The sequence below is a fragment of the Cohnella mopanensis genome (assembly GCF_022352055.1).
Lineage (GTDB): Bacteria > Bacillota > Bacilli > Paenibacillales > Paenibacillaceae > Cohnella > Cohnella mopanensis.
This window is the reverse complement of the sequence record NZ_JAKRWM010000004.1, coordinates 24,695-39,832: the sequence shown is the minus strand read 5'-3', so window position 1 is coordinate 39,832 and position 15,138 is coordinate 24,695. Positions and strand designations below refer to the sequence as shown.

16 protein-coding genes and 1 tRNA gene are annotated in these 15,138 nt (G+C 48.6%); 4 read left to right on the top strand and 13 right to left on the bottom strand.

The features are described 5' to 3' along the window. Window positions 1-58: 58 nt before the first annotated feature. The 4 genes from L3D05_RS07605 to L3D05_RS07590 form a co-directional block, all read right to left on the bottom strand. Complete coding sequence (locus tag L3D05_RS07605) at window positions 59-1,063, bottom strand: DUF2232 domain-containing protein (protein ID WP_239615423.1); 1,005 nt, start codon at window positions 1,061-1,063, stop codon at window positions 59-61. A 90-nt stretch (window positions 1,064-1,153) separates the two neighbouring features. Next, entirely contained in the window at window positions 1,154-3,166 is a 2,013-nt protein-coding gene (locus L3D05_RS07600; RefSeq protein WP_239615422.1) for an amidohydrolase family protein, read from the bottom strand. A 7-nt stretch (window positions 3,167-3,173) separates the two neighbouring features. Continuing rightward, window positions 3,174-3,614 carry a CBS domain-containing protein gene (locus tag L3D05_RS07595; RefSeq protein ID WP_239615421.1) on the bottom strand — a complete coding sequence of 147 codons (441 nt, stop codon included), beginning with the start codon at window positions 3,612-3,614 and terminating at the stop codon, window positions 3,174-3,176. Window positions 3,615-3,710: 96 nt separating this feature from the next. Further along, window positions 3,711-4,736, bottom strand: coding sequence for an LCP family protein (locus L3D05_RS07590; RefSeq protein WP_239615420.1), 1,026 nt, complete (start codon window positions 4,734-4,736; stop codon window positions 3,711-3,713). A gap of 268 nt (window positions 4,737-5,004) precedes the next feature. On the opposite strand from L3D05_RS07590, the gene L3D05_RS07585 reads away from it, so the two are divergent. Beyond that, window positions 5,005-5,928 carry an ABC transporter ATP-binding protein gene (locus L3D05_RS07585; RefSeq protein ID WP_239615419.1) on the top strand — a complete coding sequence of 308 codons (924 nt, stop codon included), beginning with the start codon at window positions 5,005-5,007 and terminating at the stop codon, window positions 5,926-5,928. A 1-nt stretch (window position 5,929) separates the two neighbouring features. Further along, window positions 5,930-6,877 (top strand): ABC transporter permease, encoded by a 948-nt coding sequence (locus L3D05_RS07580; protein WP_239615935.1) that lies wholly within the window; start codon window positions 5,930-5,932, stop codon window positions 6,875-6,877. An 18-nt stretch (window positions 6,878-6,895) separates the two neighbouring features. Here the strand turns inward: L3D05_RS07580 and L3D05_RS07575 are convergent, their stop codons facing one another. The 7 genes from L3D05_RS07575 to rpsF form a co-directional block, all read right to left on the bottom strand. Further along, a complete protein-coding gene (locus L3D05_RS07575; RefSeq protein WP_239615418.1) occupies window positions 6,896-7,723 on the bottom strand; it encodes an alpha/beta fold hydrolase in 828 nt (275 codons plus the stop codon). 4 nt (window positions 7,724-7,727) lie between these two features. After that, window positions 7,728-8,693, bottom strand: a complete 966-nt coding sequence (locus L3D05_RS07570; protein WP_239615417.1) for a MerR family transcriptional regulator — start codon at window positions 8,691-8,693, stop codon at window positions 7,728-7,730. A 173-nt stretch (window positions 8,694-8,866) separates the two neighbouring features. Continuing rightward, window positions 8,867-9,565, bottom strand: a complete 699-nt coding sequence (locus L3D05_RS07565; protein WP_239615416.1) for an LrgB family protein — start codon at window positions 9,563-9,565, stop codon at window positions 8,867-8,869. Next, entirely contained in the window at window positions 9,558-9,908 is a 351-nt protein-coding gene (locus L3D05_RS07560; RefSeq protein WP_239615415.1) for a CidA/LrgA family protein, read from the bottom strand. Before L3D05_RS07560 ends, L3D05_RS07565 begins: the two co-directional genes overlap by 8 nt. A gap of 130 nt (window positions 9,909-10,038) precedes the next feature. Further along, entirely contained in the window at window positions 10,039-10,380 is a 342-nt protein-coding gene (gene rpsR / locus L3D05_RS07555; RefSeq protein WP_169282023.1) for a 30S ribosomal protein S18, read from the bottom strand. Between the two features lie 20 nt (window positions 10,381-10,400). Then, the gene (ssb, locus tag L3D05_RS07550; RefSeq protein ID WP_239615414.1) at window positions 10,401-10,901 is read right to left on the bottom strand and encodes a single-stranded DNA-binding protein; all 501 of its coding nucleotides are present in this window, start codon (window positions 10,899-10,901) and stop codon (window positions 10,401-10,403) included. A gap of 68 nt (window positions 10,902-10,969) precedes the next feature. Beyond that, the gene (gene rpsF, locus L3D05_RS07545) at window positions 10,970-11,257 is read right to left on the bottom strand and encodes a 30S ribosomal protein S6 (RefSeq protein WP_239615413.1); all 288 of its coding nucleotides are present in this window, start codon (window positions 11,255-11,257) and stop codon (window positions 10,970-10,972) included. Between the two features lie 177 nt (window positions 11,258-11,434). Between rpsF and L3D05_RS07540 the strand changes: the two genes are divergently transcribed. Beyond that, window positions 11,435-11,623 carry a YjzC family protein gene (locus L3D05_RS07540; protein ID WP_239615412.1) on the top strand — a complete coding sequence of 63 codons (189 nt, stop codon included), beginning with the start codon at window positions 11,435-11,437 and terminating at the stop codon, window positions 11,621-11,623. 513 nt (window positions 11,624-12,136) lie between these two features. Next, window positions 12,137-14,488: a transglutaminase domain-containing protein gene (locus L3D05_RS26695; RefSeq protein WP_239615411.1), complete on the top strand. Its 2,352-nt coding sequence runs from the start codon at window positions 12,137-12,139 to the stop codon at window positions 14,486-14,488. A 258-nt stretch (window positions 14,489-14,746) separates the two neighbouring features. Here the strand turns inward: L3D05_RS26695 and L3D05_RS07530 are convergent. After that, window positions 14,747-14,837 (bottom strand) — tRNA-Ser (locus L3D05_RS07530). A 73-nt stretch (window positions 14,838-14,910) separates the two neighbouring features. Then, window positions 14,911-15,132: a DUF951 domain-containing protein gene (locus L3D05_RS07525; RefSeq protein ID WP_239615934.1), complete on the bottom strand. Its 222-nt coding sequence runs from the start codon at window positions 15,130-15,132 to the stop codon at window positions 14,911-14,913. Window positions 15,133-15,138 lie beyond the last annotated feature (6 nt).

Here is a 15,138-nt window from a genome sequence, read left to right as displayed (position 1 = left end):
TCCCGTCTAATGGTGGAATCGTACGTTGCGCAATTCGCGCGGCGTCCAACTTCTCACCTTATTTCACGAAGTATTTGCGCAGCGGAAAGGCTGCGTCGATTAAACCAATGATGTGAAGCGGGGGAAACAGCAGAAGCGGTATGCACAATAACATTGGAACCACTTTCGGCCATTTCTTGGCATCTGCCAGAAAGAAGAAAAATCCCAGCGCTTGTACCACGAAGGCAAGCTGAAGAATCGGAAACAAATTCGAGATCACGACCGGCCAATACCCGCTCGACTCTTCCGACATGAAGAGCAGGGCGATAAACGCGATCAAGTAATAGAACACTAAGCTTCTCGGTACTCTCCAAGTTTTGGCTTTAGGTAAAGCCGGTGCTTGCGAGCCAACCGTTCGTAACGCCAACCGGGAAAGTCCGTGGGTCACAAACGTGATGAAGAGCGCAGAAATCAAGAGCAACATCGGCATGAGCCTAATGACGGCATCCGCATACTCTTTCGCCGTCGCGGCAGCCCAGCCTTGACTGACGATTTGAGCCGTTTCGAATTGTCTGAAGTTTTCCAACAGCATAGCGGTAAGCTCCGCTTTCAGATCGATATCGAACATCGCGGAGAATAGAGCCAATTCAAGCAATAGCTGTGCCAGAACGATTACGAATCCTACCGTGACCGCCAGTCTGGCCGGTTTCTCCCTTCGATAGAGATGCCCCATCGCTAGCGACGGAACAAGGAAGAAAAAAGCGAGCGTGAGCACGAGCGGTCCATTTCCGCCGGATAGCAGGAACGCAATAATCCCTATGGGGATGAGGTGCATAATGAATACTTTGGGCTTTAGATAAGTGTACAGTACAACGAACGGTGTCATTACTAAAAATAGCGTGATGAAATTCAAAGGTGTCGCAAGCGTAAGCAGCAACAGTACAGCCGCTGCACTCCAGACCAGCGACTTCCAGCTCATGTTCAACCCATTCACCTCTTGCGGATATGTTCGGACAGTTCGAATAAATCTGGCTAGCTTGTCCGCAATTTTCTCTGCAGAACCCCGGAAAGCTGCAAACTTCATTATATCATAAAACCCTAATCACTCGGCAAGCATGCGAAAACCCGGAAGCGATGCGACGCGACCGGGTTTTGCGTATATTTCTGAGTCCTATTATGCTGCTGCCAGCTTGTAGTTCTTGTCTTCCTTCGTGAGCTGCCAGCCCTGGGCCTTAAGCGCCGAGACGGGCACATAATTGCGGTTGCCTACGGACAACAACTCCGTGGTGCTTCCGTTGTCCCATACCAGTTGGTAACCCCGCTCCAGCATGAGTTCCCCGACCTGCGGCTGCGGAACGTCGACTTTACTTGCATTCGCTCCGCTGGCCACCGTCGCCTGATGCTTAATTTTATCCCATTTCACCGTATATCCGTGCGCTTTCAGCGCCTCAAGATCTACATAATTGGCGTTGCGGTATTCTAATAATGACACTTCGCTATCATCCCAAGCCAAGGTCGAGCTGCCAGCCTTCACCCGGAGAAATTCGCTCTTAATCGGCTTACCTACGCGAATGTCCTTGTGAATGCCTTTCTCGTCCAGCGCGACTTGTCCGTCTACAAGTACGTACTCGATTCCCTCGGATACGATCTCCGGCTTATCGACCGTTGACTTGTCCGAAATCTTGTTATAGTCGAACACGACGATATCCGCGTCCATTCCTTTGGCTATGCGCCCCTTCTTCTGCAAGGCGGGAGCTTGTTTCTCAAGCCTCTGTGCAGGCATAAGCGACATCTTGGCAATCGCGTCGGATAGCGATATGACTCCCTGCTCGCGAACGTAAAGTCCGATCGTTCTGGCGAACGTGCCGGATGCCCTTGGATGGTTATTGAAGCCCGGCTCCAGAATCGCGTCGCTTCCGATCATGACATAAGGAGCCTTAAGCGAATCGATTACATCTTGTTTCGGAATCGCGTAAGCGACCGCCAGCTTGCCTTGCTGCTGATATTTTCTGAACGTTTCCGCCGTGAGCCGTTCCTTCGTTCCCGCGATCTGCAAGTCCTTGTATGTAATGCGGAACCGTTCTTGCCAACCTTCGTCGAACCGTGCCGAGTTCAAATAAGTGCCCCAATAATCGTACGGATAGATGCAGGAAGTAATGTCGAGCCCTTCCGCAATTGCGTCCGACACCATCTTGAGCGATTGCGTCATGGAGAATGTCCCGCCGGTGCTGTTAATATGGTCAATATGCACTGCCGCGCCCGATGCGCGGGCATATCCGATCAGCTCGTTCATCGCATCGATGTTCGTGCCCGGCTCTTCCATATCCGAGTATCTAGCGTGAAAATATACCGGTACGTTATATTCGTGAGCTAAATTCATGAGGGGCAATATTTCTTTGTCGTTGACGCCTGGAACGTATTCCAAGCTGAACGAAATCCCCAGCACTCCATTATTCAGCGCCTTCTCCGCTTGATCGACCAGCGTCTGCGTCTGCTCGGGCTTGGCCGTATCGTAACGGCTCAGCTTAAATTGATTGCGAGCTTGAGTATAGAAGAACGATGCCCCGAAGTGTACCGGCGGTTTGTTGCGTTCATAGTAAGGATACCACTTCTCGGGGCTTGCCGTTCCGCCGTGCATGGCAATGTTCGACGTCACTCCGTCGGCGATCTTGTTCCAGACGCCGACCGGGTTCGGATCATAGGACAGATTATCGATGAAGCCTGGCGCCACGACCAATCCCGTTGCGTCTATTACGCGTTTGCCCTTCAGCTTCTGATCGGTAACCAGAACGATTTGGCCGTCTTGGATCGCTACGTTAAGCCCTTCTTGATCGAGTTTCGTCTCCGGATTAATGACCCGTCCGTTCGAGATCACCACGTCATACGTCTTACCGAGCTCGGATGACGTTGGCTGATCGATCGTACTCTCTTCCACCACCGCAGCCGGATTGGAGGCTGAAGCTGACGGCTCATTGCCCGTGGACTGTGTTTCCCCTCCAACTGCCGCACCGTTGGCACTTGGGCCGGAGGAGGATACCCGGTCAGGGTTCGCGTTTCCGAGCAAACTTTTGGCTGCCCAAATCCCCCCAGCTATTATCACTACTGCAATAACGATCATGAATGGGAAAAACTTGCGATTGCGTAATTTTTGCCGGCTGTAGGTCATCGTTCCTCCATAGTTGTCCAATATTTTCCTACGCTTCCCTCTTAACCCCTTTTTCATTCGAAGAGTATGGAAGAAGCAATTTCTCACAATAATCGATAATATCGCTCCGTCGCACGATACCGATAAAACGATTCATGTCATCTACGACCGGCACGAAGTTCTGCGTCTTGGCTAACGAGATTAGATCTTCCATGTTGGCGTCGATCCGGACAGCCAGAATATTCATTTTTAACGGAACGTCGCACAAGGCTACCCGATGCAGCTGATCGAAGCTAAGATCGGGGTTGGCTTTCAAATACCACAGGAGATCGCCTTCCGTAACCGTCGATTTGTACTCTCCTGTTGTGCTAATAATTGGTACAGCCGTATAACGATGACGTTCCATTCGCTCCAGCGTTTGGCGCAAAGTGGCGTCCTCGTTCACGCATACTACCTCTTGCTTAGGCAAGAGAAAAAAAGCAATGTTCATTCCTGAGTTCCTCCTCCGTCGAAGTAAAACGGCAGTGAACCTATTATATCATGCGAAGCTAACGATTCACCATTGTTGATGGCACATCTTGTCAATTTATGCGGCATCGTTGCCGGATTGCGTCGTGGACTCGGGTTTATTAGGCGTCGTTAACTCCGATACTGAGGTTTCCGGGTTCAGCCATGACGCAATCGTTGCCCGAACTTGGTTCAGGTCGTCCTCGTCCGATACGTAGTACCACAAATTTTGCGAACCCATCCGCTTGCCGGTTCCTTTCAGCGTATAGCTCTGGATTTCATGGCCGGTTTGCAGGAATTGCTTGGCCAGCGCGTTCATAGATTCCGGCGGCAAATCCGTCGCGAAGTTATCGCCCACGATGTCCAGCACCTCTGGGATCTTGTTCCACTGCTGCAAAGAAGAAGCGCTGTGAATTAACTCCTCGAGAAATACGCGATTCCGTTCCGTACGGGACGTATCGCCGCCGGCATCTTCGCGATAGCGAACATAGTTCAACGCCTCAACGCCCGTATAACTATCTTTATTCGCTTTTACGGTAAATTTCTCATGGTCGGCGCCTTTGTTCACGATATCTTTGCCGATCGGCAGATGAATGCCTCCCAGCGTATCGACGACTTTAATGAATCCTTGGAAGTTAATCGTCGCGTAGTGGTCGATCGGCGCATCGAGCAGCTTCTCCACGCTGTTAACGGCCATCTCCGCCCCGCCGAACGCAAACGCATGCGTAATTTTATCCATCTTTCCTTTACCCACGATGTCGGTATACGTATCACGCGGGATAGACACCATCAGCACGTTGCCGTCTTGCGGACGCACTACGGTATAGATCATCGTATCCGAACGGCCACGCTCCTTACCCCTCGCATCAACTCCCAAGAGCAGCATGCTGAACGGTTTATCTATCTGAGGCAGCGCTTCGGATACCGGTCGGTCCGTAAGCGGTTGATAAGAGTTTTGGAAGCTTGCTTCTACTTTGTCCGATAGGAAGATATCATAGCCCCACGCGGATAACGCTCCCCGGTTGGCATATCCAACCCCCGCCAGTATAAGCACAGCGGCAACGGTTGATACGATAATAATTTTAAGACGACGATAATTGCGCATGAATCCTCTCTCCTTCTTCTATTCCTTCTATTTATCTCTCTGTTTGTTTTTTCGACACGACGCTAAATATACGATTCACAATATATGATTGTTACATATTAACCTTAAACTTTCATTAAACTAATTAAATAGATTCCTAACCAGCCAACATCAACCAGGCAAAACTCGACTAAAGTATAGGTTCTAAACACTCCTCAAGACTATGATGGAATAGACCTCTTATCCCGTATACTTCATTCATGAACATACTCTAGGAGGTTGAAACATCATGCAGGAAGCCGTCTTGCAGCTTCGGAACGTAACGAAGACGATCGGCAGACGTACCATAGTAGACAATTTGTCTTTTGAAGTGCCCGCGGGGGAAGTATTCGGTTTTTTAGGACCGAACGGTGCCGGCAAAACAACTACGATCCGTATGATCGTCGGATTAATCTCAATGACTAAAGGCGAGGTCCTTATTAAGGGCGTTTCTGTTCGCAAGCATTTCGAACAAGCGATGACCCATATTGGAGCTATTGTTGAAAATCCCGAGATGTATAAGTTTCTAAGCGGGTATCAGAATCTCGTTCATTACGCGCGGCGTCATACCGGCGTTACGAAAGAACGGATCGCGGAAGTGGTCCAGCTCGTGGGCCTACAGAATCGGATTCATGAGAAGGTTAAACGATACTCTCTGGGGATGAGGCAACGCCTTGGAGTCGCGCAAGCGCTCTTGCATCGGCCTTCCGTTCTAATTCTAGACGAGCCAACCAATGGACTAGACCCCGCGGGAATTCGAGAATTACGCGATTATTTGAGAAAACTGACGCAGGAAGAAGGAATATCCGTTATCGTCTCTTCCCACTTGTTGTCGGAGATGGAATTGATGTGCGATCGCGTGGCGATTATTCAAGGCGGCAAATTAATCGATGTCCGCTCCATGCAGGAGACACGGGAGGACTCTTCTCAATTAAAGCTTCTTATAGATGTGAATAATCCTCAGCTCGCTTATCGCGTGCTGACCGAATCTTTCACGGATATGAGAATCTCGATGAACGGCAGCCAGCTCGAAACCATGACGGAAAAGGCTCGCATACCGGAAATCACGAGAAGGCTCGTCCAAGCGGATCTAGATGTGTATGGGATCTCCGCTTCCCAGAAATCATTGGAAGACCGCTTCTTGGAAATGACCGGAGGTGAGATGGTTGTCTAGTATGAGAAATCTGATTCGCAACGAAAATATGAAAATTTACCGTCGTCCGCGGACTTGGGTCATGATCTGCTTCCTCTTGCTGGCGATAGGCTTGATGAGCGGTTTGATGAAATGGGACGAAAGCCGCAACAATCACTCGAATTGGCAGCAAAACTTAACGGAGCAGAATCAGCAATGGCAGAAGCAGTTGCAAGATGATAAAAAGATGGATTCCGATGATAAGGAGTTTATTTCCGAGAAGATCAAGACTAACGAGTACTATCTAGCCAAAAATATTAACCCTAACGAGCTATCGCTATGGGATTACGTCAACGGCTCGGCAAGCCTCATCATGTTGGTTACGATTTTGACGGTCATCGTCGCGGCGGATATGATAGCGGCAGAGTTCTCATGGGGAACGATTAAACTGTTGCTGGTCGGGCCGGCTTCGCGCACCAAGATCATGCTTAGCAAGTACATCTCAACGATGGGTTTCGCTCTGCTGTTGCTGTTGATTTCCTTCGCGGCCGCATTCGCAGCCGGAGCCGTGCTGCAAGGCTTTGACGGGCTGACGCAACCTTATTTATCCGTCGGGCCGGACGGTATCGTGCACGAAAGCTCCATGATCGTGAACTCTATCCAGAAATACGGCTATGCTGTCGTCTCACTGTTGATGTACGTGACGCTGGCCTTCATGATCTCGGCCGCTTTCCGCAGTTCCACGATGGCGATCGCTTTCTCGCTCTTGTTTATGCTGGTAGGCAATACGATTACGATGATTCTGAGCGGGTACAGTTGGGTCAAATACTTGCTCTTCGCCAACATCGACTTAACGCAATATATAGAAGGATCAAGTCCTATCCGTCCGGAGATGACGCTCGCTTTCTCGATCTCGATGCTCGTTGCTTATTATGTCGTATTCCAGCTTATTTCTTGGCTGCTGTTTACTCGCCGCGACGTTGCGGCTTAATTTGAAAAAAGAAGACCGTCAGGCACCCTGACGGTCTTCGTTCAGAAAATTGAGTATGGTGTCCGATAGCCGTTCCGGGTATTGCTCCATGATGACGTGGCCTGCATCTTCGTAGACCTCAACCTTCATTTTCGGCAGGGCAGTCTTGTAGGCTTCGAATACGCGCTGTGGAAGCATACGGTCCTTCTTCCCGTATATAAGGAGTGCTGGAAGCTTGATAGTGGGAACCCCGTAGGATATGGCGCCTGTATCGTCTTCCGCTAGTGTCTTCGTAATGATCTTAGCCAAGTTAGGATGACTATATGGTTTCGTCCAAGCCTCCAAGAACCCTGGCGTTATATGTTCTACGGGTAGACCAAGCGTCCTCGCCATCATCGCCGGCTTCATAGGTCTCTTAAGCAGGAAACGAAACATCGGTGTCATTATCCCGATTTTGGCTAGCAAGCGAACCGCCTTGGAGATACCGGCACGAAATCCGTCAGGAGCAATAAAGGAAACGCTTGCCAATAGCTCAGGCGCCTTCACCGCAACATGCGCAGCAATCTCGCCTCCGAGCGAATGACCGATAAGATGAGCCGGACCGACCTTCAGTTGTTGTAGCATTTCGATTAAGCGATCTGCATGCGCTGCTTTGCTATATACGGCTTCTAGTGACTTATCGCTGAATCCCATACCCATAAGATCGGGGATAATCACGTGATAATGTTCTTTCAATAAACTAGCCACGTTCCTCCAGCAATAATGGTAAGCGGCGGTTCCATGTAATAAAATAACCGGAGGTAGGGCGTTATTCCCTTCCGAACGAACATATACCTTTCCTTCCTTTAACTGAATCCAAGCTTCCACTCTACTATTCCTCCTCGTCACTATCATTCGCGGCTACCGCTATGATTGTTTGTTTAATGGCTTCCAACGCCTTAAAATGCAGCTCCCACTTCGGACTTAGCTTTCGAATCAAGCTCCAATACCGCTGCACTTGCGGAGGATTCATCATCTCCGAACGCTGCAGAAATTGCGTTGCGGTTTCCGACGTCAACCGGAGTTTCAGTCCCGATAATAATGAAACGTACTCGGCCGCAATTGCCCGCATTTCCTCCGCGTATCGGGAGAGTCCGGCATGCATCGCCGCTTCGGCACGGGCTGCCAAACCCAGATAACTCGACTGCCAATCGGACGGTGTAACCTGTTCGCTTTCTGTTTTCGTATAAAACATCGACATCGCTCTTTCAACGTGAACGCGGAACCCCTGATCCTCTAGCATCGCGAGCAGTTCCATCCATGCCGCATATTGATCTTTTGTTAACCGAACAGGGTCTGGGAGATAACCAAGCAGTGCAGTTAACATTTGCTCTTTCCATGTCTCGGGGGTGTGGCTTCCGACAATTCCTTGGTCGATTCTCTCGCGAATGAACTCTTTTTTCTGACCGATTCCCTTGTTCATAAACCGAGTAATCTCTCGAATATAGTCCAGCATATTATCGGCGGATGCGGATTGCCTTGTTGCTTCAAGAACAGCCTTCAGCTCTTGAAGATGATCGATTTGCCGATCCAGAGCATCGATCTGCCAATCCAAATACACAGAAACCGGCTTATCGTTATGAAGGATGGAGCGTATATCTTTAATACTGTATCCTATGTGACGGAGCCCCAAAATCAGCTCCAATTCCCATATTTCCAATTCCGTATAGTAGCGAAATCCGGATTCCGTCACTTTTGCCGGTCTCAATAAGCCAATCTCATCATAATATCGAATCGTCTTAACCGTGGCGCCCGTCATGGTAGACACTTCACCGATGGAATAGTTTTGTTCACTCATCTTGTTCCCCCTCTCAGAATAGTATAAATTCTCCAGTAACGGGAGAGTCAAGAAAAAATTGTCAGAACGACAATAATTTATCCTACAGGGAAATTGAAGTTTGTAATGCCGATCATAAGCACCAAGAAGACCGTCAGGGTTGCCTGACGGTCTTCTTGGTGCTTACGGCTTTTCTATAGTGCCCACATATACAAAGGTACGGCGTAGAGAGAAGTTAATATTCCCGCCGCGCCCATGGAGAAGCCGCTAATGCCGCCGGCCAATTCCGATTCGCGGAGCAACCGGGCGGTACCGATACCGTGCGAGGACGTTCCGATCGCCGCGCCAAGAGAAAATGGATCACCGAATCCGGCCATTCGCAGCAGCTTCGGTCCGATCATGCTGCCAAGCAAGCCAGTCAGCACTGTCAACACCGCTCCAAGCTCCGGTTGTCCGCCAAGTTGGCGGACGACCTCGATCGAGATCGGAGCAGTCGCGGACTTCGGCATCATCGTGAGCATAAGCTCCTTCGTCCCTCCGAGCAGCCAGACGAGCGCACCGGCGCTAGCCATTGCGCTCATCGTACCGACCGCGATCCCGCCTAAAATTGCGGGAAGCTGCCGTCGAATGTACGCCGCGTGCTTGTATAGGGGTACTCCTATCGCGACCGTAGCCGGTCCGAGCCAGAACTCGATCCAGCGTCCGCCGACCGCATAGGCTTCATAGGGAACGTCCAGCGCTGCAAGCAATAGCATCACGCCGACGCTCGCCGCCAACAGCGGATGCAGCCATCGCCATCTGGCATGAAGCGCTTGGGCCCCCAAGTAGATTAATACCGTTACTGCGATAGCGAATAGCGGTTCGCCGAACAAAGACTGTTTCCAATCACTCATCGGTTTCCTTCTTTCCTTCCGTCCACGACTTTGTCGCCCAGCCGGTCACGAATAACGCGATTAACGTGCTTCCGAGCCAGCTTACCCCGATCGTCAGCCATTGTTCCTTCATTAAAGGAAAGAACAATTGGCTCGCCACGATGATCGGAATGAAGAACAGCATCATATGCCGTAACAGGAAGTTCGCCGACACTTCTACCCATTCCAGCCGAATCCAACCGGCGAACAGGGAGATGACAAACAGCAAAAGTCCCAACACGTTGGCGGGTAACGGAAGGGACAAAGCGTGCTGAAGTACCATGCCGAGAAGGTGGAAGCCGAGCAAGATGCCGATTCCGAGCATGTAATCCCCTTCTCTAACTTCCGTTTATCTTATTGGGTCCATGTCGATTGTATAGGAGTACATATTCTCGTGCAAGTCCGGCTACTTATAGAAAAAAAAGGCACCCCGAAGGGTGCCTCTTGTTTCATTACTACTCAGTCGTGTAAGGAAGCAAAGCCATTTGACGTGCGCGTTTGATCGCTACAGTCAACATACGTTGGTACTTCGCTTTTGTTCCTGTAACGCGACGTGGCAAGATTTTGCCGCGCTCGCTGATGAACTTACGAAGCAAGTCCAACTCTTTGTAATCCACGTGAGTGATTTTATTTACAGTGAAGTAACAAACTTTCTTACGTTTGTTACGGCCGCCACGGCGGAATTTACGAGGCTCACGTTCGCCACGGTCTCCACCGCGATCTCCGCCACCGCCGCCTGTACGGCTGTGTGCAGGGCGCTCTTCACGTGCTGGTGCTGCTGTTTGTTGTTCGCTCATTTGTTATCCGTCCTTTCCAGTTAAAATGGCAAATCATCGTCCGATATGTCTATCGGTCGCCCGTCATCGGCGAAGGGATCACTATTGTTACCGCTGTTGCGTGAGCCAGAGCTGCGGTTGCCGCCTCCGTACCCGCCTGCGCCAGAGTTCGGGTTGCCACCTGCTCCTTCGTCTCTTCCTTGTCCTCCGCCGCCCTCGCGGTTGGCTGATTCCAGGAATCGAACGTTATCGGCAATGACTTCCGTTACATATACGCGTCGGCCTTCGTTGTTCTCGTAGTTCCGCACTTGAATGCGGCCTTCCACGGCGGCCAAACGGCCTTTACGAAGATAATTGGCACACGTCTCGGCTAACTGTCTCCAAGTTACGATCGGGATAAAATCCGCTTCGCGCTCTTCTTTACTACCAGAGAACTGACGGTCTACCGCCAAAGTAAATTGGGTAACAGCAACGCCCGCAGGCGTGTAACGCAATTCGGGATCCTTGGTCAGGCGCCCTATGAGAATAACTCGATTCAACATCGCGGCTTCCCTCCACTAGACATGACATTAGGCTTGCGGCGGTTATCCGCCTGGTACTGTGCGGTTACTTACGCGATTTGTTCTCTGACAACGATATGACGGATAACTTCATCCGTAATCTTCAGAACGCGTTCCAACTCAGTCACAACTGCTGACGTCGCCGAGAAATGAACCAACACATACGTCCCATCGCGGTGTTTGTTGATCTCGTAAGCTAAACGACGTTTACCCATAATGTCGTGTTTTACGATCTCTCCGCCGTTCCCGATGATGCCCTGGAATTTTTCCACGACAGCTTGAACGGTTTCTTGTTCCACGTCCGGACGGATGATGTACATCAACTCGTAGTTGCGCATCTTCCGTTCACCTCCTTAAGGTCTTTGGCCCCCCACTTTGTATACCGATGAGCTTGTCAACCGGCTGGGAAGCAAGGAGCATGCTTCTAATTGCATGCCTGAATACTTTATCACAATGGCTCGAATATCGCAAGGAATTTCGCGCTACACTATCGACTAAGGCAGGGGGTGATGGCAATGGGTGAACAAACGCAGTTCGAGCCGGGTCAACGGGCTCCGAACGATGGAGAGTACATGGAGGTCGGAGAGGACTCTTTTCACATGGGAATTAACAACCCGCAGCACGTCGTATTGCGCAAAGGCGAGAAGTTCCCTGAAACCTCGAACCACAATCGCAAGTGGAAGAAAATGAAACAGTTTCGATAATTGTTGATCGCTACGTATATTGTGAGATCATTCGGGCCATTCTATATTTCGGCGACGGAAAACGAGAGGTGTGGTTCCCTTGAACGACTTGGGCGCAACAACGCAAGAGGAAACGTTCCAATCGGAGTAGGCTACGGAAGCGAGGCGTTGTGCTAAAGACTATTCGTCTGCAACACACTGAGTTTAGATTCCGGACAACCGAAGCGCTGAGTTAAATCAGCAACGTCAATGGTTACGAATTTCGAATGCAACTCATTAAACGTCGCCCGAAGAACCCTGCGAAGGGTTCTTCGTTAGTTTTAAATTCGGTGACTCTTGTTCGCGTCCGTAGCTTCCTATAATTCCGTTTTGGGGGATTTTGTTCATCGCTTTCTATCGCACCCATTCCGTTGAATCTCATAATCTTTTTTCATAATTGGGGTTTCATGGCATTAATCCCTGTTATACAATAACAATAGTAATTATTGTAGAATTTTGTATTTTTAAGTCTTTATATCGGGAGTGGTGTAGCGAGTGAAGCGTTTATTGTCATTATTTATGGTTTTCAGTATCGTTTTGACGGGTTGCTTTGGGGGCAATTCCGACTCCGCGCAGGAGAAGAAAGACATCGTTGTCACGGAGCTCACTCCGAAATTAATTGAAACATCCGTGAACACGGTCTATGACCTTAAGAAGAAATACGGCTCGGATGCAGACAAGTCTCTTATGCCTATGTATAACGTAGCTAGAGATGAAGTATTTACCTTTAAGTTTAATAGTCACTTCGACATTCAACCTACTGAAGTCATTACTGTACATACGGACATTAAAGCATTACCGGAAAGCAAAATCCTGACATTAACCAACTGCGAAGATTTAATAGAATGCAATACGATTACCATTAAACCGTTGAGTAGCGTTTTAGTTTCTAGCGACACTAAAGGTGGAATTGGAAATTCAGGATGGGGTAATGCTCCTGTATATTACATACGCATTAACTATGATCTAGAAGCCACCACGCCAACAAAGTTAAATAAACCAATGATTGTACCTTTTACTATCAAATCCGATCTCTCCTCTCCGACTCTGAAATACGAGATCGACGAGAAGGGTAATTTCAAGTTGGTATGGAACGAAGTTGCGGGTGCTACATCCTATAAGGTATACAACCGAGCTACGCATGCTTTATTGGATACGGTCAATCTTCCGGTAAGCGGACCTGAGGAAGGGTATGTAGGCAGTTATCCCCGATTAGAATCCGAGACCAAAGACACCGAGCTTTCTAATTTCCTTTCCAATACTAAACCTAACTCTCCATCGGATTTGGTCAGTTATCAGAATCTTGGCATCAACGGAGAGTATTATGTAACAGCTGTACAAGGGGACAAAGAATCTAACTTTAGCAATGTAGTCAGCACGATTAAATTGTCCTCTCTGATTCCTGTAAGCTTAGAAACGAACATAAGTTTCAAAGAATACGATAATCTAAACTCATTCCCCAAGATCGCTGATGTGAAATTGGTTGATGGCTTCATCGTACAACGCGATTTTGTTTATGATTTCGCCAATGCAGAACTATCGGATACCGGCAGAGCAAACGTTACTTATTCCGTTAAAGGCACCGATTTTAGAGGGTACGTTACGATTACAAACACGACAAAGTCAGCTCTGCTGGATGCTTCCGGTAACCACGGCCAAGATCAAACATCCGGTTACGTAGCTCCTCAGAATACAACGGATTATGTGCCTTCTCCGGATGTTCCTAGTATCATTGATGCCGTAGAGAAACCATCCAATGAGGAATCCGCAAGCAGTCTCACGGATAGTCAAATCACGAATACTAAGCAAAAAGTAGATGAAGGAGACAAGGAATCTGTACCTGCTCCCGCATTAATCAAGGATACTAAGATCAATGTGAATTCTGCCGTTGAGGAGCTTCTCGCCCTAAGCTTAATTGAAGCGAAAGAGACCATTTCTCTCAAGGCATTTCCCGAAGTACAGAATTATGAAACCCTGGAGGACATCTTGTTTGAAGTCATCTATCAGAACCCTCTGATCCTAGGAGTTAAAAGTTGGAGATATGATTACGGCACGTTATCTTTACAGATTAAGTTTGAGGACTCCGCAGAGTCTATTAAGAAGAAACAACAAGAGATCATTTCCGAAGCGAATAAAATTATTGAGGGTACGATTAAGACGAATATGTCCATCGAAGAGAAATACAAAGCCATCTATGATTATCTTAATGATAATACGAAATACGACATGGCAGCCTTAGATAGCGCTAAAGAGAACAACTTCCAGGTGATCGATTCGAAATTCAACGACTCGTTCACGACATACGGAATCATGGTCAAGAAGGTCGGTGTATGCGCTTCTTACGCTTCTGTTTATAAGATGCTGAGCGACTTGGCAGGCTTGGAAAGCATCGTGGTAACAGGCGATATGGGTGGCGTTCCACATGCATGGAATAAGGTCAAACTCAATAATAGCTGGTTTCATGTAGATTCAACTAACAACGATACCAATAGCGGTATACCTTATCTACTGTTCAACTCGAGTGATAAGACAGCCGAATCTCTCCACTTTACCCTATCTCAAGAGTATTGGTTGGATTCCGAGATTGACCAGTTCAATTCAAGCGACGGCTCCAAAGATTACTATGTGGTCAATGGTTTAGAGGTCTCTACAGCTAATGATTACGGAACCAAACTCGAGCAAAAAATAAAGGAAGGCAGCACACACATCGTTATTCGCTTAGCTGGAAAAATCGATGAAGATGATTTATTCAAACAGACAATGAAAGCTTTAAGTTCTCTCACGGAGGACAAGTTAGAAAACGCGCAGATGGGTTCATTGAGTCCATACATTGTCGTCAAGTATTGAGATAGGCTTTAATAATGAGAAAGGGCTTCGAAATGCGAAGCTCTTTTTTTTCTTGTATTCCATCGGTATTCGTACTTATAACTGTCGGTTTGACCAAAAAAAAACCTCCTACGCCATATTTCACGTAGAAGGTTCGGTAATCCGCTGAGCACTAACGAATCAGTTAGCGTTCTAACCTATGTATTTCGGTCATGCAACGCGCATCTTTCGTTCCAAGAACGTATTGCTGACGTTGATATGCCGGGTTATTTGGAGTAATGGCGGAGAGAGTGGGATTCGAACCCACGCACGCCTCGCGACGCCTAGTTGATTTCGAGTCAACCCCCTTGGGCCTCTTGGGTACCTCTCCGCAGCAAGAAAAATAATAACACATTTACACTGGACTTGCAACTGGATCGCGTCTCCAGTTTTCCATAAGTTTCTTAGCCTTCCCCATCACCCGGTTGACTACCGCCAACCGATCTCAATACTTTCTTCAAGCTCTTCTCGAACTTAGCTCGAGGCAACAGAATGCTGTGCTTGCATTGTACGCATTTGATCCGAATATCCATCCCCATGCGGATAATCTCCATCTCGTTAGCTCCGCATGGATGCTGTTTCTTCATTAGCACAATGTCTCCAAGCTCGAACTGTTTACGCTCCAATACGAT

What these genes read in the sequence shown, in the direction of transcription:
- L3D05_RS07605 (WP_239615423.1), bottom strand. Translation starts at nt 1,063, where the DNA reads ATGAAGTTTGCAGCTTTCCGGGGTTCTGCAGAGAAAATTGCGGACAAG.
- L3D05_RS07595 (WP_239615421.1), bottom strand. Translation starts at nt 3,614, where the DNA reads ATGAACATTGCTTTTTTTCTCTTGCCTAAGCAAGAGGTAGTATGCGTG.
- L3D05_RS07590 (WP_239615420.1), bottom strand. Translation starts at nt 4,736, where the DNA reads ATGCGCAATTATCGTCGTCTTAAAATTATTATCGTATCAACCGTTGCC.
- L3D05_RS07585 (WP_239615419.1), top strand. Translation starts at nt 5,005, where the DNA reads ATGCAGGAAGCCGTCTTGCAGCTTCGGAACGTAACGAAGACGATCGGC.
- L3D05_RS07580 (WP_239615935.1), top strand. Translation starts at nt 5,930, where the DNA reads ATGAGAAATCTGATTCGCAACGAAAATATGAAAATTTACCGTCGTCCG.
- L3D05_RS07570 (WP_239615417.1), bottom strand. Translation starts at nt 8,693, where the DNA reads ATGAGTGAACAAAACTATTCCATCGGTGAAGTGTCTACCATGACGGGC.
- L3D05_RS07565 (WP_239615416.1), bottom strand. Translation starts at nt 9,565, where the DNA reads ATGAGTGATTGGAAACAGTCTTTGTTCGGCGAACCGCTATTCGCTATC.
- L3D05_RS07560 (WP_239615415.1), bottom strand. Translation starts at nt 9,908, where the DNA reads ATGCTCGGAATCGGCATCTTGCTCGGCTTCCACCTTCTCGGCATGGTA.
- rpsR (WP_169282023.1), bottom strand. Translation starts at nt 10,380, where the DNA reads ATGAGCGAACAACAAACAGCAGCACCAGCACGTGAAGAGCGCCCTGCA.
- ssb (WP_239615414.1), bottom strand. Translation starts at nt 10,901, where the DNA reads ATGTTGAATCGAGTTATTCTCATAGGGCGCCTGACCAAGGATCCCGAA.
- rpsF (WP_239615413.1), bottom strand. Translation starts at nt 11,257, where the DNA reads ATGCGCAACTACGAGTTGATGTACATCATCCGTCCGGACGTGGAACAA.
- L3D05_RS07540 (WP_239615412.1), top strand. Translation starts at nt 11,435, where the DNA reads ATGGGTGAACAAACGCAGTTCGAGCCGGGTCAACGGGCTCCGAACGAT.